Origin of the sequence: Amycolatopsis sp. NPDC098790, from assembly GCF_044759945.1 — a bacterium.
GTDB lineage: Bacteria > Actinomycetota > Actinomycetes > Mycobacteriales > Pseudonocardiaceae > Amycolatopsis.
Window position 1 is genome coordinate 362,833 of the sequence record NZ_JBIWAI010000001.1, and the last position, 21,629, is coordinate 384,461.

The window sequence follows — 21,629 nt, forward strand, 5'->3', positions numbered from 1 at the left end:
CTCGAAAGGGCGGACTACCGGGTGGTGTAGTTGGGGGCCTCGACGGTCATCGTGATGTCGTGCGGGTGGCTCTCCTTGAGGCCGGCCGCGGTGATCCGGACCAGCTGGGCCTCCTGCAGCTCCGCGATCGTGTTCGCGCCCGCGTAGCCCATGCCCGAGCGCAGGCCGCCGACGAGCTGGTGCACGACGTTGGCGAGCGGCCCGCGGAACGGGATCCGCCCTTCGATGCCCTCGGGGACCAGCTTGTCCTCGCTCAGCACGTCGTCCTGGGCGTAGCGGTCCTTCGAGTACGACTTCGCCTGGCCCCGCGACTGCATCGCGCCGAGCGAGCCCATGCCGCGGTAGACCTTGAACTGCTTGCCGTTGACCAGGATCAGGTCGCCGGGCGACTCGGCGGTGCCGGCCAGCAGGCTGCCCAGCATCACCGTGGACGCGCCGGACGCGATCGCCTTCGCGATGTCGCCGGAGTACTGGATGCCGCCGTCGCCGATCACCGGGACGCCCGCCGGGCGGCACGCCTGGTCGGCCTCGAAGATCGCGGAGATCTGCGGGACGCCGACGCCCGCGACGATCCGGGTGGTGCAGATCGAACCCGGGCCGACGCCGACCTTGACGCCGTCCGCGCCCGCGTCGACCAGCGCCTGCGCGCCCGCGCGGGTGGCGACGTTGCCGCCGACGATGTCGACCGACTCGCCGAGCTCCTTCTTCAGCAGCGCGACCGTGTCGACGACCGCGCGGGAGTGGCCGTGCGCGGTGTCGACCATCAGGACGTCGACGCCCGCGTCGGCCAGCGCCATCGCGCGCTTGTGGCCGTCCGGGCCGACGCCGACCGCGGCGCCGACGATCAGGCGGCCGTCCGGGTCCTTCGTCGCCTTCGGGTACTGCTCGGTCTTCACGAAGTCCTTGACCGTGATCAGGCCGCGCAGCTTGCCCGCGCCGTCGACGATCGGCAGCTTCTCGATCTTGTGCCGGCGCAGCAGGCCCAGCGCGGCGTCCGCGGAGACGCCGACCTGCGCGGTGACCAGCGGCGCCTTCGTCATGACCTCGGACACCGGGCGGCTGTGGTCGACCTCGAACCGCATGTCGCGGTTGGTGATGATGCCCACCAGCGCGCCGGAGGCGTCGGTGACCGGGACGCCGGAGATGCGGAACTTGGCGCACAGCGCGTCGACCTCGGCCAGCGTGGCGTCCGGCGCGCAGGTGACCGGGTCGGTGACCATGCCGGCCTCGGACCGCTTGACCACCTCGACCGCGGCGGCCTGCTCGTCGATCGGCAGGTTGCGCTGGAGCACGCCGATACCACCCTGGCGGGCCATGGCGATCGCCATCCGCGCCTCGGTGACGGTGTCCATCGCGGCGGACACGAGCGGGATGCCGAGGGTGATGTTCCGGGTCAGCCGGGTGCTCGTGTCGACCGCGCTGGGGACCACGTCCGATTCCGCCGGCAGCAGCAGCACGTCGTCGAAGGTCAGGCCGAGCATGGCGAACTTGGCCGGAACGGGGGCGGTGATGCCTTCGCTGGTCATAGCGGGTGAAGGGCCTTCCTGGCGCGGGATGAGCGGGGTCGCTGGTTTTCTGATCAAGATCAACGGGCGACTCGGAGCCTTCCCCTCATGATATCCGGCGCGCGCCCCCGCCCCGGGTGGTGGGCGAGCCGCCGGGGCCGCCCGGTACCGTGCAGGCCGTGGCGCACGATGTCCTGCCTCCAGACCCGTTCGCGGACGACCCGGACGACCCGGCCCGCGCTTTCGGAGACCCCGAGGACCGGCTGGACGAGCCGATCAGCGATTCCGAACGCACCGAGCTGCTGGCCGACCTCTCCGATCTGGCCGTCTACCAGGCGCTCCTCGAGCCCCGCGGGGTCCGCGGGATCGTCGTCGACTGCGGTGAGTGCGACGAACCGCACTACCACGACTGGCACCTGCTGCGGGCCAGCCTGGAGCAGCTGCTGGCCGACGGGCGGATGCGCCCGCACGAGCCGGCCTACGACCCGAACCCCGGCGACTACGTGAGCTGGGACTACTGCCGGGGCTTCGCCGACGGCGTGACGGCCAACGAAAGCGCCTACTGAACTCGCATAAAAAGGCCCTGGTGAGTTTCCTCACCAGGGCCTTTTCGCTGTGGTCCTACTGACCTTCGCCGACGCTCTGGCTGCCGACGGACGACTCGCTGCGCCCGGTGTTCGTGCCGGGGTCGTTGCCGCTCGCGGCCGTGCTGGTCGGGGGCGGCGGCTCGGTGGTCGGCGGCGGCGGGGTGGTGGTCGGCGGCGGGGGCGTCGGGGTCGGCGTGCCGGTGCCCGGCAGGCTCGTGGTGCCGCTGCCGCTGCCCGGGATCGACGTCGCCGAGCCGGCCGGCGGCATCTGCGTCGCCGAGACGCCGGGCGGCACCTGCGTCGGCGTCGTCTGGGTCGGGCCCTGCACCGGGGCGTCCGGGTTCTGGAGCTGCGCGGCGAGCTGCCGGTGCTGCTCCAGCAGCTGGTCGCGGTTGTCCTCGTCGCTGACCTGCGACAGCGCGGCCTGTGCGGCGTCGAGCGCTTCGCGCGCGGCGTCGAGGTTGCCGCCGGCGATGGCCAGGTTCGCCTTCTCGAGGTCGAGCTTCGCGTTCGCGGCGGCCTCGACCGAGCGGGTGTGATCGGAGTACAGGACCTTCGCCAGGCCCCAGAGGGTGTCGCCCGGTTGCGCGGAGCGCGCGGCCAGCCCGGTGCCGGTGAACGCGATCGCCAGCACGGCGGCGGCGACGGCGACCGGGACGAGCAGCCTGCGGCGGCGTCCGCTCGAGGCGTGCTGCTTCGCGAGACTCGCGGTGGTGACGGTCCGCACTGCGGTGTCGACGTCGACCAGCTCGGCCAGTGGCTCGCTGTCGATGTCTCTTCGCCACGCCACCAGCAACGCGTTGAGCTCCTGGTCGCCGAGGCCGTCGGCCAGCGCCGGGTCGGACCCGCCGAGGGCGTCGAGCAGCGCGTCGTCCGCTTGGACGGCCGACAGGTCGGCGGCGAACTCCGCCTCCGACGAGGACAAGCCACTTCCGAACACGTCGTCGGGCTCGTAGCCCTTCTCGTGACCGGTCACTCAGATCACCTCCTCCGCGGCCAGGACCTTTCTCAGCCGCGCGAGGGCGCGGTGCTGGGCGACGCGGACGGCGCCGGGCGTGGAGCCGACCGCGTCCGCGGTCTCCTCCGCCGACAGACCGACGACCACGCGCAACACCACGATCTCCCGCTGCTTGTCCGGCAGCACCTGCAACAACTGGGACATCCGCTCGTTCAGCTCACCTTGCAGCGCCCGCTGCTCGGGGCCGACCCCGCCTTCGACCTCGTCGGGGATTTCGGCCACCGGCTCGGCTCGGTTGCGCGCCGCCGCGCGGTGCGCGTCGGCCACCTTGTGCTGGGCGATCCCGTAGACGAACGCCAGGAACGGGCGGCCTTGGTCGCGGTACGAGGGCAATGCCGTTAGCACCGCGAGACACACCTCCTGCGCAACGTCGTCCGCCGAAGCGAAGGATCGCTCCTGCCTGCCAACCCGAGCGCGGCAATACCGCACTACCAGTGGACGGATAGCAGCCAGCAGCCGCTCCACTGCCTGGGGATCTCCCTCGACAGCAGCGGCGACCGGTTCATCCAGTCCATCCCCCACATTGGCCATCGCAGACAACAGTCCCAGTGTTACGTGTAGGTGTGCAAAGAACCCGGCCCGTGGTCGCCTCCACCGCGCACCGGAGACCGCTACCGTACCCGCGGCCCCCAGCGGAGCGGCGCGCGCGGTGCTCCCGGGCGTGCCGCGGCCCCGTGAGGCGCGGAAATACGGATTATCGTGCAGACCCGCGGTCTTCTTCGCCGATTCAACGAGCGAGCGGCGTCACGGGTACGAGATCCGTCGGAGGGACGGTGTCCGGGGCGGGGTTCCGCCCCGGGGGCTGCCCGAAGGGGCGCCGGAGTGTGATGGGGACCACACAGGTACGGGCCAGGGCGGTGCGCCCTGGCCCGTCGTCACCTGTAAACCGGCCGTGTCAGGAACGGGGAGAGCGACGGGTCAGCTGACCAGGCCGCGGCGGAAGCCGTGGGCCACGGCCTGCGCGCGGTCGCGCACACCGAGCTTCCGGAACAGCCGCCGGGCGTGGGTCTTCACCGTGTCCTCGGACAGGTAGAGCTCGCGGCCGATCTGGCCGTTGCTCTTGCCCTGGCTCATCCCGCGGAGCACCTGAAGCTCGCGCTCGGTCAGCTGGACGCCCGGGTCGGACGGCTGACGGGGCGCGGGCACCGAGGTGCTCGCCAGGGTGTGGGCCAGTGCGGCGACCAGCTCCGGCCGGGACGCGTCCCAGCGGAGGTAGCCGCGGGCACCGCCGGCGATCGCGGCGGCGATGCTGCCCGCGTCGTCCGGGGCGCCGAAGACGATGACGTTCGCCTGGGGGTTCGCGGAGACGAGCCGTCGAGTGGCTTCGACACCTGTCGGGACCGCGCGTTGCGTCCCGACCAGCACGACGTCGACGGGCTGACGGGAGTACCGGGCCAGCAGCTCGTCACCGTGCGCTACGCAGTCGATGCGACTGACCCCAGGGACCGCGGACATCACTCGGGTGAGCCCTTCACGGACACTGCGTCGGTCGTCGCAGATCAAGACCGTCGTCACGGGGTTTCCTTCCTGCAGCCGGGTGACATTCCTCTTCCCCTATCGGACGCTTTAGCCCGAACCTTGACACGATCCGGTGGCTTTTTTTGAAGTTTCTTAGCCCGGATGCCGGAACACCCCATTCCGACGGCTCAACCACCCGGGGCGGGCACCCACGGCGATTCCCCCGCGATCCTCCTCCCGCAAGGATCTGCGCTTCGTAACACTGCGTGCAACACCTCTGCGACTCTGAATCGATACTCCTCGGCGTGTCCTGGGCGCAGGTCGGCCATGACGAGCGCCGCCGGCCACAAAAGTGAAAGCAGTTCGCATTCCTCGGCGGTCGCCATTGCGTTTCCGACAAGACCGTCCGAAATCTTCCGGTGATCGGGACGCCCGGCCGCCCCCAGCGCGACAGCCAGCACAATCCCGGATTTCACGGCGTGCCGCCGAGCCCCGCGCGCGACAGCGGTTTCGAAAGCCCGCTCGGCGGGCGCCACGGCGGCGGCCCCGTGACCGGCGGCGAGCTCGATCTCGGCACCGACCCAGCCCCCGCGGACGCAGGCCCGCCACCCGGCGTGCTGAGCAGCGGCTTGGGCGGCGAGCCGTCGTGCGGCCCGCTGGCGCCCCAGGGCCAGGTTGTCGGCGGCCAGGCCGAGCAGGGCATCGGCCCGCGCGCCGGCGGCGTCGAGGCCATCGGGGTCGTGGTCCGTGTGCTGGGTGACGGCTTTGGCGAAGGCCTCGCCGTCGAGGGCGCGGGCGTGCCGGTGGCCGCCGAGCTGACGGCGGTGGGAGGCGAGGGTGCTGGCGGCGAGGGAGGCTGTCGCCGGGTCCCTGTCGTGCCGGAGGGGGCCAAGGAGGGCGGCGGCGGCCGCGTACCGGCCTTGGGCGCCGAGCACGACGGCGGCGAGGAGGCGCTCCTTGCCGGTGCCGGTGCCGCGCAGCACGGCGGGATCCGGGAGCGGATCGCTCCCGAACGCGGCGGCCCTGAGGGCGGGTTCGTGCACCCGTACTTTGTAGCGGGTCCCACCGACAAAAACATGATCGAAGTGGCCGGAGTCGCGCGCGCCGCCCGGGAGACCGCGCCCCACCCATCCCTGGGGGCTGACCCCGGTCCAGTCTATCGGCGAGGGGCGACAAACCCGGCGGATCGCGCTCCTGGCGCCGAGGTTGTCCACATCACGGCCAGGCTGTGGGCAACCGCTGTCCCCGGCTACCCGCCCGCGCCGACCAGGACGTGCTCGATGCGGTCCGCCGCCCCAGGCAAATCCGCCGGTCGCTGCGTCTCGCCAGCCGGCAGGCCGGGGCGGAAAAGCGCATGAACGACCCTTTCACGACCTCCGACGCGGTGAAAGGGTCGTTCATGACGTCCCCGCGCGGACGGACACCACCCGCGGAAGGCGTTTCCCGGGCTACCCGGCTACCGGCTCGCGCCGACCAGGACGTGCTCGATGCGGTCCGCCGCCCCCGGCAGATCCGTCAACAGCTCCACCCGGTCCGGCAACCCCGCCGGGTCCCACCCCGGCCCGCACGCGAACAACCGGCTCCGCTGCCGTCCCCGCGACACCCGCGCGAACAACCGCGTGTCCGCCACGCCCCGCCGGTGCGCCCACAGCACCACCGCCGCCGGCGCGCTTCGCCTCACCGCCACCGCCAGCACCTCCGCCGGCAGCGGGACCCCGAACAGCTGCGCCCCGATGCGGCGGCCGGCCAGCGACGCCGCCAGCGCGTACATCGGCATCGTGTCGCGCTCCTCCGGGACGCAGCCCAGCAGCACCGGGCGCGTGTTGCGCGGCTCGTCGAGCACCGGCGTCGCGCGGACCAGCGCCGCGAACACGCACTCCGCCAGCAGGTACTCGACCTCCGCCCCCGCGCTCGCGCCGCGCCAGCGCGCCCCCAGTGCCGACAGGACCGGCTCGACCACGCCCGTCCACGCCGGGAGGACGCCCAGCTCGTCGATGGTGTCCGCGAGCATGCGCTGGACCGCGCCGACGTCCATCGCCAGCGCCGCCGTGCTCAGCCGGCGGGCCAGGCGGGAGCGGACCTCCAGGCCGTCGTCGGCCGCCGAGGAGTCGGTGGGTTCCGATGGCTCCGCTGGCTGCGGCGGTCCCGAGCGCGGCATCTGCTCGAGCGCGTAGCGCGCCGCCTCGGCCGTCGACGCGCCGCTCAGCAACGCCCGCTGCATCAGTTCGAGGCGGCCGATGTCGGAGGTGCCGTAGCGGCGGTGGCGGCCGTCGGTGTGCCGGCTCGGGCCGAGCCCGTAGCGGCGGTCCCAGGTTCGGAGGGTGGACGGGGCGACCCCGAGCCGGCGGGCGACCGAGGCCACCGGCAGGGTGGGTTCTTCGGTGCCCGACCCAGCTCCCACGAGCCTCAATATCCAGGCAGACCGCGGGGTCGGCAACCGGAGGCGAAATCCCAGCTCACACATCCGGGGGATGCCTAACGGCTGAATCGGGCCGGATCGCTTGAACAACTATTGGCGCGCTTCTAACGTTACCGCCGTTGCACCGAATGGAGTATCGGCACCACAGCAGAGCAGCTAGCGGCATCGACCGAATGACGGAGGCGGTCAGGATGGCAGACACGCGCAGGCTCCCAGGACCCAACGCCGACATGTGGGACTGGCAGCTCGAAGGGTCGTGCCGGGGGATGGACAGCGCGTCCTTCTTTCACCCGGACGGCGAGCGCGGCCCGGCGCGGGCACGGCGGGAGGCCAGGGCGAAGGCGGTCTGCCTGAGCTGCCCCGTCCTGGAGATGTGCCGCAGCCACGCGCTGGCGGTGCACGAGCCGTACGGCATCTGGGGCGGCCTCTCGGAGTCCGAGCGGGAGCACCTCATCAAATCCGACAAACGCGCGCTCAGCATGTCCGGCGGCTGAGCGCCCCACAGACCTCGAAGGGCGGCACCGGGTGGGGTGCCGCCCTTCGTGCTCTCCGGACACGAAAAGCGGGGCAGCACACGTGCTGCCCCGCTTTCGGTGAAACGTCAGTGCGAGTGGCCGTGGCCCGCCGCGGCGGGCTCTTCCTCGGCCGGCTTCTCGACGACCGACGACTCCGTCGTCAGCACGAGACGCGCGATCGAGGCGGCGTTCGCCACCGCGGACTGGGTCACCTTGACCGGGTCGACGATGCCGGCGGCCAGCAGGTCGGTGAGCTCGCCGGTGGCCGCGTTGAAGCCCTGGCCCCAGCCCTGCTCCTGCACCTTGTTGACGATGACCGCGCCCTCGTGGCCCGCGTTGGTCGCGATCCAGAACAGCGGGGCGGACAGCGCGTCGCGCACGATGCGGACGCCGGTCGCCTCGTCGCCCTCGAGGCCGAGGCCGCCCTCGAGCTCCTTGACCGCGTGGACCAGCGCCGAACCGCCGCCGGGCAGGATGCCCTCTTCGACGGCCGCCTTGGTCGAAGCCACGGCGTCCTCGATGCGGTGCTTGCGCTCGTTCAGCTCGGTCTCGGTGGCCGCGCCGACCTTGATGACCGCCACGCCGCCGCCGAGCTTCGCGAGCCGCTCCTGCAGCTTCTCGCGGTCCCAGTCGGAGTCGGTGGTCTCGATCTCCTTGCGGATCTGCGCGACCCGCCCGGAGATGGCGTCCTTGGCGCCGTCACCGTCGACGATCGTGGTGTCGTCCTTGGTGACGACGATCCGGCGGGCCTTGCCGAGCGCGCCGAGGTCGACGTCGGACAGCTTGCGGCCGATCTCCGCGGAGATGACCTCGCCGCCGGTGACGACCGCGAGGTCGTCCAGGAACGCCTTGCGGCGGTCGCCGAAGAACGGCGCCTTGACCGCGACGGCGGTGATCGTCTTGCGCAGCGAGTTCACCACGAGGGTGGACAGCGCCTCGCCGTCGACGTCCTCGGCGATGATCAGCAGCGGCTTCTTGGCCTCGACGACCTTCTCCAGCACCGGGAGCAGGTCGGCCAGCGCCGAGATCTTCTCGCGGTGCAGCAGGACGTAGGCGTCCTCGAGGATCGCCTTCTGCTCCTCCGGGTTGGTCGCGAAGTGCGCCGAGAGGAAGCCCTTGTCGAACTGGACGCCCTCGGTGATCACCAGCTCGGTCGCCAGCGTCGACGACTCCTCGATGGTGATGACGCCGTCCTCGCCGACCTTCTCGACGGCTTCGCCGAGCAGGGCGCCGATGTTGGCGTCACGGGAGGTCACGGTGCCGACCTGGGCGATGCTCTCGCGGCCCTTGACCGGGGTGGCCTTGCTCTTGAGGACCTCGATGACCTTCTCCGCGGCGGCCTCGATGCCACGGCCGACCGAGGTCGGGTTGGCGCCGGCGGCGACGTTGCGCAGGCCGACCTTCACCAGCGACTGCGCGAGCACGGTCGCGGTGGTGGTGCCGTCGCCGGCGACGTCGTTGGTCTTGGTGGCGACGCTCTTGGCGAGCTGCGCGCCGAGGTTCTCGAAGGGGTCGTCGAGCTCGATCTCACGGGCGACGGTCACGCCGTCGAGGGTGATGGTCGGGCCGCCGAACTTCTTGTCGAGCACGACGTGGCGACCGCGCGGGCCGAGGGTGACCTTGACGGCGTCGGCGAGCTTGTTCACCCCGCGCTCCAGCGCGCGACGAGCGTCCTCGTCGAAACTGATCTGCTTGGGCATAGCGTGTTCCGCTTACCTTTCTCTGAACGCAAAGACGCCCCGCTCCCCGGCGTTTGTGCGGGGCCCGGGGCGTCATGCGCTGCGAGCGGACGTCAGTTGATGACGGCCAGCACGTCGCGGGCGGACAGGATGAGGTAGTCCTCACCGTTGTACTTGACCTCGGTGCCGCCGTACTTCGAGTAGATGACGACGTCGCCGACGTTCACGTCGAGCGGGACGCGGTTGCCCTTGTCGTCGATCCGGCCCGGGCCCACGGCCAGAACCTTGCCCTCCTGGGGCTTCTCCTTGGCGGTGTCGGGGATGACGAGGCCGGAAGCGGTCGTCTCCTCGGCCTCGCTCGTCTGGACAACGATCTTGTCCTCGAGCGGCTTGATGTTCACGCTCACCGGGTTGACCTCCACGGTCGTCGAAAGCGTTGGCAGGATGTGGTTACGGCTCAACCACCCCCGCCGTCGCGGGTGCCGGGGCTGTTCGGGCCGTGCGATTAGCACTCTAGCCACGTGAGTGCCAGTCGTGCAAGGAGGGTCCACCCGACATGCCAAAACGCCGGCCAAAGACCCCTGACCGGCCATTTCACGCAAAGCCGAGTCAACAGGGCCGCAGGCCCGCCCTACACCACCCCACCCCTCGTCCCAGCCGCAGTCAGCACCGGAGACCCGGGGTCAAGGGTGAGCGAAGCTCATCGCGAAGCGACGCCGAAGGCGCCCTTGAGGCCGGGTATCCGGTGTTGAACAATGAAAGGACGAGGAGCGGGGAGAACCCAACCACCAGGTCAGCCCTACCCCCAGAGTGAGTTTCTGGTTAGGTTCTCACCGTCTGGCACCAGAACCCTGGGGGTTTATGCCCATGTCCTCCCGTTCCTTCCCAAGAACAACGGCCGCGATCGCCGCAGCAACGCTCTTGACCGGTCTGGCCACCGCACCAGCCCAAGCGGCCAGCCGCGACCAGCGCCAACAAGACTTCGCAGCAGCAGCGAGCGAGTTCGGAGTCCCCGAGAACATCCTCCTGGGCGTCTCGTACCTGGAGTCCCGCTGGGACACGAACGGCGGCACGCCCAGCACGTCGGCGGGCTACGGCCCCATGCACCTGACGGACGTCCGCGAGGCCGGGGTGGCGACAAGCCACCACGACGAGGGCACGGAAGACCCCCGCGGCGACGACGCCCGCCCGGCCCTGCACCCCCAAGCCGGCCCGGCAGCTCCGCCCCAGGGACTGCAGACGGTCGACGAAGCAGCCCAGCTCACCGGCCAGAAAGCGGAGACCCTCCGCACCGACGCCACCCAGAACATCCGAGGCGGCGCAGCCCTCCTGGCGAAGTACCACGCCGGCCAGTCCGACTGGTACAACGCGGTAGCGAAGTACAGCGGATCGACCGGAGACGCAGCCCAGACGTTCGCCGACGAGGTCTACGACACCATCAAGACCGGCATCTCCCGCACAACGGACGACGGCCAGCAGATCACCCTGGCCGCGGCCCCGGACTTGACGACCCCACAGCACCCCGGAAACCCGTCGAACGTCGAGTGTCCAAGGACCGTCGCCTGCGAGTCCGTCCCGGCGCCCTACCAGGAACTCCCGAACGACGACTACGGCAACCACGACCTGGCCAACCGCCCGGCCGGCCAGAAGATCGACCACATCGTCATCCACGACACCGAGGGCTACTGGGACAACGTCCTCGACCTCGCCCAGGACCCGACGTACGTCAGCTGGCACTACACGATCCGCTCCAACGACGGCCTGATCGCCCAGCACGTCCCGACGAAGGACGTCGCCTGGCACGCGGGCAACTGGTACGTCAACGCGAAGTCCATCGGCATCGAGCACGAGGGCTTCGCCGCGAAGGGCACCTGGTACACCGAAGCGATGTACCGCTCGAGCGCCAAGCTCGTCGGCTACCTCGCGCGCAAGTACGGCATCCCGCTCGACCGCGCGCACATCATCGGCCACGACAACGTGCCGGGCACGATCCCGTCGACGATCAAGGGCATGCACTGGGACCCGGGCCCGTACTGGGACTGGTCGCACTACTTCGACCTGCTGGGCGCGCCGCTCGGCGGGTTCGGCCTGCCGGGCTCGTCGCTGGTGACCATCGACCCGGACTTCGCGAAGAACCAGCCCGCGTTCACCGGCTGCGACAGCCCCGGCACCCCGTGCGCGCCGCGCGGTTCGGAGGCCGTGGTGCTGCACTCCGAGCCCAGTGAGTCTTCGCCGCTGCTGAAGGACGTGGGCCTGCACACCGACGGCACGCCGTCCACAATGGACGTTTCGGACGTCGGCAGCCGCGTCGCGACCGGGCAGCAGTACGCCGTCGCCGGCGTCAGCGGCGACTGGACAGCGATCTGGTACCTCGGCCAGAAGGGCTGGTTCCACAACCCGCGCGGCGCGAAGGTCGCGAAGCCGGCGATCGGCTGGGTCGTGACGCCGAAGCCGGGTCTCGCGACCGTGCCGGTGTACGGCCGCGCGTACCCCGAACCGGAGGCCTACCCGGCGACCGTGCCGGTGCAGACCATCACGCCGCTGCCGTACACGCTGTCGGCGGGCCAGAAGTACTCGTCGGCCGGCACGGTCGGGTCCGAGTACTACTACGCGGTGACGTTCGACCCCGCCGACCACCTCGTGGTCAAGGGCAAGCTCAAGTACGTGCAGATCCAGTTCGGGCACCGGATCGCGTTCGTCAAGGCGGACGACGTCCGGATCGTCCCGGCGTTCTAGACCGGCCGGCGGAGGTCGCGCTCACGCGTCGAGTGCGACCTTCGCCCCCGCCGTCTGCTCCGTGTTGCGGCGCGTCTTCGCCCAGCCGTTGCGGCCGCGGACCAACCTGAACAACGCGCGCCACGACGTCACGTAGAACGTGTAGATGTACGCCGCGTACGCGAAGCCCATCCCGATGCCGCGCAGGACGTTCCGGCTGCGCAGGCACTTCAGCTGGTAGATCGGGCCCCAGACGAGGAACGGCAGCAGGCCGAACGAGCCGTAGATCGCGAACAGGATCCACGCGCCGCCGGTGAACCACGTCCACATCTGCGCCGGGTCGCCCGCCGTGCTCACCACCAGCAAGATGAACGGGATCGGGTACAGCAGCGAGCCGAGCAGCTGCAGCCACGGCTGGGCGAGGTAGTACATCATCTCCGCCGCGCCGAGCGTACTGACGTGCGGGGAATCCCAGATCCGGCGCAGGTACCGCGCGCACTGCATCGTTCCCTGGCCCCACCTCGTGCGCTGCACCAGGAACCGGCGCAAGCTGTACAGACCCTCCTGCGCCACATGGGAATCCGGCGTGAACCCGGTGCGCCAGCCCGCCGTCAGCAGGTGGACGCCGAGCTCGAAGTCCTCCAGCAGCGAGCCGCGCCACGGCTCTTCGGTGCCGCCCGCGATGGAGTCGAGGGCGGTCAGCCGGGTGAACTGGCCGTTGCCGCCCATGGAGATCGTGCCGGTGAAGCCGCGGGACGTCTGGATCGCCGCGATCGCCGTGCGGAACTCCAGGTCCTGCAGCTGCGCGAGCTTCAACCCGAACCAGCGCCCCACCGGGTTGCGCGACGGCGGCGGCGTCCCGACGTTGCTCATCCACACGTCCAGCTGGACCGCGCCGATCCCCGGGTCGCCGAAGAGGTGGTCCGCCGCGCAGACCTCCAGGCAGTTCGGGGCCGGGCGGCCGTCGGCGTCGACGACCACCACGACGACGTCGTCGCGCGCGGCGTCCGGGCCCATCCAGTCGTTGAGGGCCCGGTAGGCGGCGTTGAGCGCGTCGCCCTTGCCCGTCCGGGCTTCGGGCCGCACGCGCGGCACCAGGTGCAGGTACGGGTCGTAGCCGCCGTGGCGCCGCCACAGCATCCGGACGACGCGGGCGGTGCGGTCCTCCGAGTCGTCGTCGACGACCCAGACGTGCGCCTTGCGGAACGTCGTGCGCAGGTAGCGGATCGTCTCGCGGATCACCGTCTGCTCGTCGCGGCACGGCACGAAGAAGTGCCACGTGAAGTCCGCCGGGTCGCCGACCGGCGCGGGCTTGCGCCGCAGGTACGGCACCACGATGACCACGACGTACACCAGGAACGCCACGCTCATCGTGAGCGCGAACGCCTGCGTGATCGCCAGCAGGACCTTGACGCTCATGCCTTCTTCTTCCGGGTGGCGAGCCAGACGAACAGGACGATCGAGACGGCGCCGCCGAACACGCTGACCATCGAGCCGAGCAGCGTGTGGCCCCAGTAGTAGCCCTCGTCGGTGCCGAACCAGTGGACCAGCCCGACGATCGTGAGAATGCGCAGCTGGTTCACCAGCACGACGACGAGTGCGGAAATGCCGAGCGAAAAGAACAGGCGCTTCGCATTCGACGGCCGGAAATACAACATGGCCGTGGTCACAACGAGCAGCGGGAGCAAAAGGAACGCCGAAGAGCATTCCGGAGTCATTCGCAACCCGAATGGAGCAGCACTGCTCAACCCAAAGTAAACGGACTCCCGATCGGGTGCCACATAAACACCCGATGTAGTGATGACGTCGAGGATCGCGCCCGCCAGGCGCACTTCCAGTTCGCGGTAGAACCGCTCGGCCAGCACCACCACGGCTCCCGCGGCCGCCAGCGCGCTCAGCGCGATGACCAGCGGAAACCTTGCCATGCCGGAGTTTGGAGCGCTCGCTACGGCCACGACGTTCCTCTCGGTGTCGATTCTTCGTTCAAGCTGCGGACCCCGGGCGAGCGTAGGACATGTGTGCCACGCCTTTCCACTCGGAGGGGTGGAAAGGCGACCCCATTCGGCTGGTTCTCCGCCGAACTTGTTACGCCGTTCGAGTGACGTCACGGCGACCAGCGCAAACGGCGACGCGGAATACCCGATCCGGTGATTCGGGAAATTTCGTGTGCTATTCGGGCCGCTCTTCGCGATAGTCGATTCGCGTGCCGAGTAGAGGCAAGCCGGTTAGATCCGCGCCACCGTCACGCGAACTCCAGGGAAACCCAGCGAATTCGGAGGACCAGTTGATGAAGAGCTCCCTCGCGCGCCGCGGCGGCCTGCTCGCCGCGGTCGTGGCGAGCTTCGTGCTCGCCGGCGCGGCGCCCGCTTCGGCCGCGCCCGGCGACGGATCCGCGTACGGCGTCAAGGTCGACGTCAAGCTGCTCGGGCAGCAGGCGGTGAAGGCGGGCCCGCTCGCGGCCGCGAACACCGCGGGCCCGACGAGCACCAGCCTCGCGAAGGTCGACCTGACCGGCGTCCTCACCGCCGGCGCGGTCAACACCGAGGCCAAGCGCGACGAGAACTCCGGTGCGGTGACGGCGAAGGCGAGCACCGCCGACGTCGGGCTGCCGCTGCTGAAGGCCGCCCTCGGCGACGTCGGCATCAAGGTCGTCGAGGCCGTCTGCACCGCGACGCAGAAGGGCGTCGAGGGCAGCACGAAGCTGGTCGGCGCGAACCTCGGCAGCGTCGGCAAGGTCGACGCCACCCCCGCCGCGAACACGCAGATCAAGGTCGGGCTCGGCGCGCTCAACGTCGCCACGATCATCCTGAACGAGCAGGTCAAGAACCAGGACGGCAGCCTCACGGTCAACGCCGTCCACGTGAAGCTGCTCGGCGAAGGCCTCAACGCGCTGGGCTCCGGTGACGTGGTCGTGTCGTCGGCGACCTGCGGCCCGGCCGCGCCGCCGATGCCGCTGGCGTCCGGGGCGGGCCTGTGGATCGGGCTCGGGCTGCTCGGCGCCGTCGCGCTGCCGGTCGGCACGCGCATCTACCGCCGCCGCGCCGCGCAGGCCTGAGCGAGGCCCGCATGTACAAGATGCCGGGCGCGGGCGTCGGCGTGGCCGGTGGCGGGGTGGGCACCCTCGCCGCCACCGGCGCCGACGTCGGGTGGTGGCTGGCCGTCGGCGTGCTCCTGGTCCTGCTCGGGACCGTCGCGCTGATCGCCGTCCACCGCCGCAACCGCCGTCTGTCCCAGGCGCGGGACTGAGGAAGGAGGCCGCCGGCGTGTGCCCCTCGCACGCCGGCGGCCCCGCGGTGGGAAATTCCTGGACACTGGACGATGTGGAGAAGGAGCACCGCGGGGTGGACGTGATGTTGCTGGCCGGAACGCGGCCGGAAGCGCTGAAGCTCGCGCCGCTGGCACTGGCGCTGGAGGCGCACCCCGCGTTGCGGCCGATCCTGGTCCACAGCGGGCAGCACGCGGGCATGGTCGAACAGGCGCTGAAGCCGTTCGGCCTGGTCGCGGACGAGTGGCTGGACGTACCGCCGCGCGTGACCGGCGGTCAGGCAGAGCTGGTCGCGGGCCTGCTGCCGGCGCTCGACGACGTCCTGCGCCGCCACGCACCGGCCGCGCTCGTCGTCCAGGGCGACACCACGACAACGCTCGCGGGCGCGCTGGCCGCGTTCTGGCTGGGCATCCCGGTGGTGCACCTGGAAGCCGGACTGCGCACGCACGACCTCAAGGCGCCCTTCCCGGAGGAGGGCGCACGCCAGATGGTGTCCCGCCTGGCGGCCCTGCACCTGGCGCCAACCCTCACGGCGGCGGCCGAGCTGCGCGCGGAAGGCGTTGCGAGGCAACGCATCGCGGTAACGGGCAACACGGTGGTCGACGCGGTACTGGAGATAGCGGCGCGCGACCTCCCGGCCCGAGACACGGCGCTGGCGTTGCTGGAGATGGAGATCGCGGAGGCGAACGAGCGGCTGGTGCTCGTGACGTCCCACCGGCGCGAGTCGTGGGGCGAGCCGCTGGAGCGGACCCTAGCGGCGGTCCAGCTGATCGTGGCCGAGCACCCGGACGTCCAGGTACTGTTCCCGGCCCACCCAAACCCCCAGGTCCGCAGCCAGGTAGAGGCGGCGCTGGGTGGATTGCCGAGGGTGACGATCACGGACCCGCTGGAGTACCCGGACCTGGTCCGAGCGCTGCGGCTGGCATCACTGGTGCTGACCGATTCCGGCGGCATCCAGGAGGAAGCCCCAACGTTCGGAACACCGGTCCTGGTCCTACGGGACGTAACCGAGCGGGTCGAGGTGGTCGAGGCCGGCTGCGCATGGCTGGTGGGCACGGAGACATCCCGCATCGCGGACACAGCGGCCCGGTTGCTGAGCGGCGACCTACGACCAGCACAGGTCGGGAACCCTTATGGAGAAGGCAATGCGGCCGCGCTAGCGGTCGCGGCAATAGAGGAACTGCTAGGCGTAGGCGCCCCCACGCACAAGCACGCAGCAGCGTCCTAACGAGACGGAACACGCGCCCCAAGCAACACGGGACCCAGACCCCCCGCAACCCCGATCCGAAGCCAGAACACGGCCGGCGGCACCGGGTCAAGGCATCTTTCCCGCCTTGACGCGGTACCGCCGGCCGTAGTCACAATGGGCGAGCGGGGTGGCGGACAAACCTAGAGCGACACCACATTAACCGGCAACGCAGGGTTAGCACTGAAGTCCAACGGAGCAGTAGGCCGCTTAGCCGCAACAACATGCGCCCCCAAAGCCGCAATCATCGCACCATTATCGGTGCACAGCCGAGGCCGCGGAACCCGCAACTCAATCCCCGCAGCAGCACAGCGCTCGGCAGCCAGCGAGGACAACCGCGAGTTCGCCGCAACCCCACCGGAAATCACAATGGTCCCGATCCCCTGCTCCTTCGCAGCACGAACCGCCTTCATGGTCAGCACGTCCGCAACGGCCTCCTGAAACGACGCCGCAACATCATCCACCGGAATCTCTTCACCGCGCCGCAAAGCACCTTCAACCCAACGCGCAACCGAAGTCTTCAAACCGGAGAAGGAAAAGTCATTCTTGGCATCCCGCGGACCAGTCATCCCCCGAGGGAACGCAATCGCCGCCGGATCGCCATTCTTGGCCGCCTTGTCAATCGGCGGCCCACCCGGATAAGGCAGCCCAAGCACCCGCGCAACCTTGTCATACGCCTCACCGGCCGCATCATCCACAGTGGACCCCAACTCGATGATCTCCGACGCGATGTCATCAACGCGCAGAAGCTGAGTGTGCCCACCGGAAACCAGCAGCGCCAAACACGGAGCCGGCAACGGCCCGTGCTGCAGAGTGTCCACGGCGATGTGCCCGGCCAAGTGGTTGACGCCGTAGAGCGGAACGTCCAGCGCCGTCGCGTAAGCCTTCGCCGCCGAGACGCCGACAAGCAACGCACCTGCCAAACCAGGCCCCGCAGTCACCGCAATGGCATCCACATCGGACAGTCCAAGGCCAGCCGTAGCGAAAGCCCGTTCAGTCGTCGGAACCATCGCTTCAAGGTGCGCACGACTGGCAACCTCGGGCACCACACCGCCAAAGCGCGCGTGCTGCTCAACGCTGGAGGCGACCTCGTCGGCGAGCAACTCCACCGTCCCATCGTCGTGCAGCCGGACCAGGCCGACGCCGGTCTCGTCGCACGAGCTTTCGATGCCCATGATGATGCGTGACATCAGCCCGCCACCTCGTCTCGCGTCCGCGCGGGGCGGACCATCGTGTACGCGTCGGCGCCGGAGGGCTGGTAGTAGCGCTTCCGGATGCCGAGCCGTTCGAAGCCGTGGCTCTCGTACAGCGCGAGAGCCGAGTCGTTGTCCGTGCGGACCTCGAGGAACACCGGCGCCTCGAACTCGTCGGCCCGCTCGAGCAACGCGCGCAGCAGCGCCTTGCCGATGCCCCGGCGCTGGTACTCCGGTGCGACGCCGATGGTGTGCACGGTCGCCTCGTATTCGCCGCGGCGCCGCCCGACGACGGCCAGCCCGGCGTAGCCGAGCAGTTCGTCGCTCTCGTCCGGGCGCGCGGCCAGGTAGAAGTTGCCCATGTCCAGCTCGGAGTGGAAGGCGCGCGCGCTCCACGGGTCGTCGCCGGGGAAGAGGATCTGCTCGATCTCGACGCACCGGGCGATGTCCCGGCGGCGCAGGGGCTCGAGTCTCACGGCGTGGTCACCCGTTTCGGCGCCGAGGGCTCGGCGGCGTCGGGGCGGCGCAGGTACAACGGTGTCAGCGGCGCCGGCGTTTCCTTCGCGAGCAACGCGGCGCGAGCGGCCTTCACCAGCCCGGCGGGCGAGGGGAAGCGCGGCTCGATCGGCCGGACGTCGAGCGCGTCGGCGTACAGCAGAGCGCCGTCACCCGCCGCGACCTTGACGTCGGTGCCGAGGTCGGCCGGGCGCTGGACGTGCGGGCCGTCGGTGCGGGTCCCGTCGGCGTCGTAGGCCGCCCAGTAGACCTCGCGGCGGCGCGCGTCGGTGAGGACGAGGAAAGCGCTGTCGCCCGGGGGGACGTCGGCGGCGAGCGCGTCGAGGCTGCAGACCGGGTACACCGGCAGGCCGAGCGCGTGCCCGAGGGCGGCGGCGGTGGCCATCCCGGCGCGCAGGCCGGTGAACGGCCCGGGACCGACGCCGACGACGATCGCGTCCAGGTCCTTGAGGGCCACGCCGGCTTCTTCGGCGGCCGCGAGCGCGTGCGGCGTGATCAGTTCGCCGTGGGCGCGGGGGTCGACCGTGACGCGGTCTCCGCGCGTCTCGACCCCGCTGCCGTCCACCGCGACGACGCCCGCGGTCACCGCCGGGGTCGAGGTATCGATCGCCAGTACCAACACGGTGAGCAAGCGTACGACCAGCGCCTTCGAGGGCTCGCTGCAGGGGACAGATCCGCACGGTAACGTGCGGGAGAGTCCGACTCTGGGAGGTCCCCGCGGTGCCCGCCCCGTTGTTCCCCACCCTCGCCGACGGATCCGCCAAAGAGGCCCTGCGCTTCGGCGACCACGTCCTCACCTACGACCACCTCGCCGCCGTCGCCGGGGCGCTCGCCGCCGAGCTGCCTCGCGGCCGCGTCGCGGTCTGGGCGACGCCGACCGTGCACACCAGCGTCGCCGTCGTCGCCGCGCTGCTGGCCGGCGTCCCGGCCGTGCCGCTCAACCCGAAGATCGGCGAACGCGAGCTCGCGCACATCCTCGCCGACAGCGAGCCGCAGCTGGTGCTGGCCGAACCCGGCGTCGAGCTGCCCGCGGGCCTGGCCGGCCTGCCGCGGCGCGACATCCCGCTGACCGGCGAGCAGACGCCGCTCGCGGACGAGCCCGACCCCGAGGCACCCGCGCTCATCGTCTACACGTCAGGTACGACCGGCCCGCCGAAGGGCGTCGTCCTCCCCCGCCGGTCGATCGCCACCACGCTCGACGCGCTCGAGGACGCCTGGGGCTGGAGCGCCGACGACGTCCTCGTGCACGCGCTTCCCCTGTTCCATGTGCACGGCCTGATCCTCGGCATCCTCGGCCCGCTGCGTCGCGGCGGCTCGGTGCGCCACCTCGGCCGGTTCTCCACCGAAGGCGTCGCCCGCGAACTGGCGAACGGCGCGACGATGCTGTTCGGCGTCCCGACCATGTACCACCGCATCGCCGGCGAAGTCGGCACCGACACCGCGCTGGCGGAGGCACTTCGCGGGGCCCGCCTCCTGGTGTCCGGGTCCGCGGCGCTGCCCGTCCACGACCACCAGCGGATCACCGCGGCCACCGGCCAGCAGGTCGTCGAGCGCTACGGCATGACCGAGACGCTGATGAACACGAGCGTCCGCGCCGACGGCGAACGCAAGCCCGGCACGGTCGGCGTCCCGCTGCGGGGTGTCGAGCTGCGGCTGGTCGGCGAGGCCGGCGAAGTGATCGAGGACGTCGAGACCGTCGGCGAGATCCAGGTGCGCGGGCCGAACCTGTTCACCGAGTACCTCAACCGGCCGGACGCGACCGAAGCCGCGTTCGACGGCGGCTGGTTCCGCACCGGCGACATGGCGACGCGCGACACCGACGGGTACATCAAGATCGTCGGGCGCAAGGCGACCGACCTGATCAAGAGCGGCGGCTACAAGATCGGCGCGGGCGAGATCGAGAACGCGCTGCTCGAACACCCCGGCGTCGCCGAAGCGGCCGTCACCGGCGAGCCGGACGACGACCTCGGCGAGCGGATCGTCGCGTGGATCGTGCCGTCCGGGGAAGCGCAACCGAGCGCCGACGAGCTGGCCGACCACGTCGCGAAGCTGCTCGCGCCGCACAAGCGGCCGCGGGTCGTCCGGTACCTGGACGCGTTGCCGCGCAACGACATGGGCAAGGTCATGAAGCGGGCGCTCGGTGTCTAGGCAGCCGGCGCGCGAGGTCGTCGGCGCGATCGCCAACGGGTTCACGGAGTTCCCGACGCCGTTGCGGGACGAGCCGGCCGACGGGCCGATCCACTGGCCGGGTTACCGCTCCGCGCGCGCCGCCGCGGAAGAGCGCACCGGCGAGAGGGAGTCGGTCGTCTGCGGGACGGCGAAGATCGGCGACGTCGAGGCCGTGCTGATCGCGTTCGAGTTCGGGTTCCTCGGCGGCTCGCTCGGCCAGCGCACGGGCGACCGGATCGAGGCGGCGTTCGCGCACGCGCGCGACGCGCGGCTGCCGGTCGTGTCGCTGATTTCGACCGGCGGCAGCCGCATGCAGCAGGGCATGCGCGCGTTGATGCAGCTCCAGCGGGTGGCGCGGGCGGCGGCGTTGACGCGGTCGATGGGCATCCCGCAAATCTCGGTGCTGCGCGACCCGACGACCGGCGGCGGCTGGGCGACGCTCGGCGCGGGCGCCGACGTCATCCTCGCCTTGCCGGAAGCGCAGGTCGGGTTCGCGGGCTCGCGCGTGCGTCCCGCCGGCTCTCCGGAGGCGTACACGGCGGAAGCCAAGCTGGAGTGGGGCCAGGTCGACGCGATCGTCGCGCCCGAGGACCTCGGCGTGACGCTGGAGCGCTGGCTGCGGCTGCTGACGGCCCGCTCGACGGCGGCGGCTCCCCCGCCCTCCGCGCTTCGCCCGGCCGCGCTGCCTTCGACGGGCTGGGAAGCGGTCCAGGCGGCGCGGTCCCCACGCCGTCCCCGGGCCGTCGAGTACCTCGACGCGTACTTCGACTGGCGCTCGGACGTCAGCGGCGACCGCGCGGGCGGCGTCGATTCGGGGGTGGCGTGCGGCTTCGGCTGGCGCGACGGCCGCACGATCGCGTACGCGGCCCAGTGCGGCACGCCGACGTTGCCCGCGGGCTTCCGCACGGCGGCGCGGCTGGTGCAGCTGGCGTCCCGCTTGGGGATCCCGGTGTTGACGCTGGTGGACACGCCGGGCGCGGCGAACGACGCGGCGGCCGAGCAGGCGGGCGCGGGCGGCGCGATCGCGGCGATGTTCGAAGCGGTGGCGACGGCGTCGATCCCGGTGACGACGCTGGTGATCGGCGAAGGCGGCTCGGGAGGGGCGCTGGCGTTCGCGGCGTTGGGGTCGACGTGGGTGGCGCCGGACGCGTACTTCTCGGTGACGTCCCCCGAAGCCGCGGCGGCGATCCTCAAGCGGCCGGCTTCGGAGGTCCCGGACATCGCCAACCAGCTCCACCTGCGCCCGCAGGACCTGGTGGACCTGGGCGTGGCCCGCGCGGTCGTGAGTGAGAAACAGGGTTAGCACACTGTTTCTCACTCACGAGGTCCGTGGTTGGATCTTGC

The 21,629-nt window shown here is 70.9% G+C and carries 21 protein-coding genes; 8 read left to right on the forward strand and 13 right to left on the reverse strand.

Features of this window, described 5'->3' with window-relative positions:
- Positions 1 to 14: 14 nt before the first annotated feature.
- Complete coding sequence (guaB, locus tag ACIQWX_RS01850) at positions 15 to 1,526, reverse strand: IMP dehydrogenase (protein ID WP_400864248.1); 1,512 nt, start codon at positions 1,524 to 1,526, stop codon at positions 15 to 17.
- Between the two features lie 149 nt (positions 1,527 to 1,675).
- Between guaB and ACIQWX_RS01855 the strand changes: the two genes are divergently transcribed.
- Positions 1,676 to 2,071 carry a DUF5319 domain-containing protein gene (locus tag ACIQWX_RS01855; RefSeq protein WP_003073549.1) on the forward strand — a complete coding sequence of 132 codons (396 nt, stop codon included), beginning with the start codon at positions 1,676 to 1,678 and terminating at the stop codon, positions 2,069 to 2,071.
- A 55-nt stretch (positions 2,072 to 2,126) separates the two neighbouring features.
- Here the strand turns inward: ACIQWX_RS01855 and ACIQWX_RS01860 are convergent, their stop codons facing one another.
- From ACIQWX_RS01860 to ACIQWX_RS01880, 5 genes are all read right to left on the reverse strand, one after another.
- Positions 2,127 to 3,068 (reverse strand): anti-sigma-D factor RsdA, encoded by a 942-nt coding sequence (locus ACIQWX_RS01860; RefSeq protein ID WP_400864250.1) that lies wholly within the window; start codon positions 3,066 to 3,068, stop codon positions 2,127 to 2,129.
- A complete protein-coding gene (locus tag ACIQWX_RS01865) occupies positions 3,069 to 3,641 on the reverse strand; it encodes a sigma-70 family RNA polymerase sigma factor (RefSeq protein WP_026468912.1) in 573 nt (190 codons plus the stop codon).
- A 387-nt stretch (positions 3,642 to 4,028) separates the two neighbouring features.
- Entirely contained in the window at positions 4,029 to 4,625 is a 597-nt protein-coding gene (locus tag ACIQWX_RS01870; protein WP_003073605.1) for a response regulator transcription factor, read from the reverse strand.
- A 131-nt stretch (positions 4,626 to 4,756) separates the two neighbouring features.
- The gene (locus ACIQWX_RS01875; protein WP_400864252.1) at positions 4,757 to 5,611 is read right to left on the reverse strand and encodes a hypothetical protein; all 855 of its coding nucleotides are present in this window, start codon (positions 5,609 to 5,611) and stop codon (positions 4,757 to 4,759) included.
- Positions 5,612 to 6,024: 413 nt separating this feature from the next.
- Positions 6,025 to 6,930: a MerR family transcriptional regulator gene (locus ACIQWX_RS01880; protein WP_400869354.1), complete on the reverse strand. Its 906-nt coding sequence runs from the start codon at positions 6,928 to 6,930 to the stop codon at positions 6,025 to 6,027.
- A gap of 230 nt (positions 6,931 to 7,160) precedes the next feature.
- Here ACIQWX_RS01880 and ACIQWX_RS01885 point away from each other — a divergent pair, with 230 nt between their 5' ends.
- Positions 7,161 to 7,481: a WhiB family transcriptional regulator gene (locus tag ACIQWX_RS01885; RefSeq protein WP_026468909.1), complete on the forward strand. Its 321-nt coding sequence runs from the start codon at positions 7,161 to 7,163 to the stop codon at positions 7,479 to 7,481.
- 107 nt (positions 7,482 to 7,588) lie between these two features.
- On the opposite strand, the gene groL is transcribed toward ACIQWX_RS01885, so the two are convergent.
- Together groL and groES are read right to left on the reverse strand one after the other, a co-directional pair.
- Positions 7,589 to 9,202, reverse strand: a complete 1,614-nt coding sequence (gene groL, locus ACIQWX_RS01890; protein WP_400864255.1) for a chaperonin GroEL — start codon at positions 9,200 to 9,202, stop codon at positions 7,589 to 7,591.
- A 92-nt stretch (positions 9,203 to 9,294) separates the two neighbouring features.
- Positions 9,295 to 9,588 (reverse strand): co-chaperone GroES, encoded by a 294-nt coding sequence (gene groES, locus ACIQWX_RS01895; RefSeq protein WP_004559922.1) that lies wholly within the window; start codon positions 9,586 to 9,588, stop codon positions 9,295 to 9,297.
- Positions 9,589 to 10,042: 454 nt separating this feature from the next.
- On the opposite strand from groES, the gene ACIQWX_RS01900 reads away from it, so the two are divergent.
- A complete protein-coding gene (locus tag ACIQWX_RS01900) occupies positions 10,043 to 11,917 on the forward strand; it encodes an N-acetylmuramoyl-L-alanine amidase (RefSeq protein ID WP_400864258.1) in 1,875 nt (624 codons plus the stop codon).
- A 21-nt stretch (positions 11,918 to 11,938) separates the two neighbouring features.
- Here ACIQWX_RS01900 and ACIQWX_RS01905 read toward each other — a convergent pair whose 3' ends face one another.
- Together ACIQWX_RS01905 and xrtP are read right to left on the reverse strand one after the other, a co-directional pair.
- Entirely contained in the window at positions 11,939 to 13,315 is a 1,377-nt protein-coding gene (locus ACIQWX_RS01905; RefSeq protein ID WP_400864261.1) for a glycosyltransferase family 2 protein, read from the reverse strand.
- On the reverse strand, positions 13,312 to 13,821 hold the full coding sequence (gene xrtP / locus ACIQWX_RS01910) for an exosortase P (RefSeq protein WP_400869356.1): 510 nt from the start codon (positions 13,819 to 13,821) through the stop codon (positions 13,312 to 13,314). The genes ACIQWX_RS01905 and xrtP overlap by 4 nt, the downstream gene beginning before the upstream one ends.
- 362 nt (positions 13,822 to 14,183) lie before the next feature.
- Here xrtP and ACIQWX_RS01915 point away from each other — a divergent pair, with 362 nt between their 5' ends.
- From ACIQWX_RS01915 to wecB, 3 genes are all read left to right on the forward strand, one after another.
- On the forward strand, positions 14,184 to 14,951 hold the full coding sequence (locus ACIQWX_RS01915) for a choice-of-anchor P family protein (RefSeq protein ID WP_400864264.1): 768 nt from the start codon (positions 14,184 to 14,186) through the stop codon (positions 14,949 to 14,951).
- Positions 14,952 to 14,962: 11 nt separating this feature from the next.
- On the forward strand, positions 14,963 to 15,142 hold the full coding sequence (locus tag ACIQWX_RS01920; RefSeq protein WP_257927206.1) for an LPXTG cell wall anchor domain-containing protein: 180 nt from the start codon (positions 14,963 to 14,965) through the stop codon (positions 15,140 to 15,142).
- A gap of 95 nt (positions 15,143 to 15,237) precedes the next feature.
- Positions 15,238 to 16,389: a non-hydrolyzing UDP-N-acetylglucosamine 2-epimerase gene (wecB, locus tag ACIQWX_RS01925; protein ID WP_400869358.1), complete on the forward strand. Its 1,152-nt coding sequence runs from the start codon at positions 15,238 to 15,240 to the stop codon at positions 16,387 to 16,389.
- 161 nt (positions 16,390 to 16,550) lie between these two features.
- Here wecB and tsaD read toward each other — a convergent pair whose 3' ends face one another.
- Genes tsaD through tsaB form a run of 3 tightly spaced genes read right to left on the reverse strand, consistent with a single transcriptional unit; the run spans position 16,551 to position 18,738 of the window.
- Positions 16,551 to 17,597: a tRNA (adenosine(37)-N6)-threonylcarbamoyltransferase complex transferase subunit TsaD gene (gene tsaD, locus ACIQWX_RS01930; RefSeq protein WP_400864268.1), complete on the reverse strand. Its 1,047-nt coding sequence runs from the start codon at positions 17,595 to 17,597 to the stop codon at positions 16,551 to 16,553.
- Positions 17,597 to 18,076, reverse strand: a complete 480-nt coding sequence (gene rimI / locus ACIQWX_RS01935; RefSeq protein WP_400864271.1) for a ribosomal protein S18-alanine N-acetyltransferase — start codon at positions 18,074 to 18,076, stop codon at positions 17,597 to 17,599. The genes tsaD and rimI overlap by 1 nt, the downstream gene beginning before the upstream one ends.
- Positions 18,073 to 18,738 (reverse strand): tRNA (adenosine(37)-N6)-threonylcarbamoyltransferase complex dimerization subunit type 1 TsaB, encoded by a 666-nt coding sequence (gene tsaB / locus ACIQWX_RS01940; RefSeq protein ID WP_400864274.1) that lies wholly within the window; start codon positions 18,736 to 18,738, stop codon positions 18,073 to 18,075. Before tsaB ends, rimI begins: the two co-directional genes overlap by 4 nt.
- A gap of 98 nt (positions 18,739 to 18,836) precedes the next feature.
- On the opposite strand from tsaB, the gene ACIQWX_RS01945 reads away from it, so the two are divergent.
- Both ACIQWX_RS01945 and ACIQWX_RS01950 read left to right on the forward strand, forming a co-directional pair.
- Entirely contained in the window at positions 18,837 to 20,264 is a 1,428-nt protein-coding gene (locus tag ACIQWX_RS01945) for an acyl-CoA synthetase (protein ID WP_400864277.1), read from the forward strand.
- Positions 20,257 to 21,588: a carboxyl transferase domain-containing protein gene (locus tag ACIQWX_RS01950; protein WP_400864279.1), complete on the forward strand. Its 1,332-nt coding sequence runs from the start codon at positions 20,257 to 20,259 to the stop codon at positions 21,586 to 21,588. The genes ACIQWX_RS01945 and ACIQWX_RS01950 overlap by 8 nt, the downstream gene beginning before the upstream one ends.
- Positions 21,589 to 21,629 lie beyond the last annotated feature (41 nt).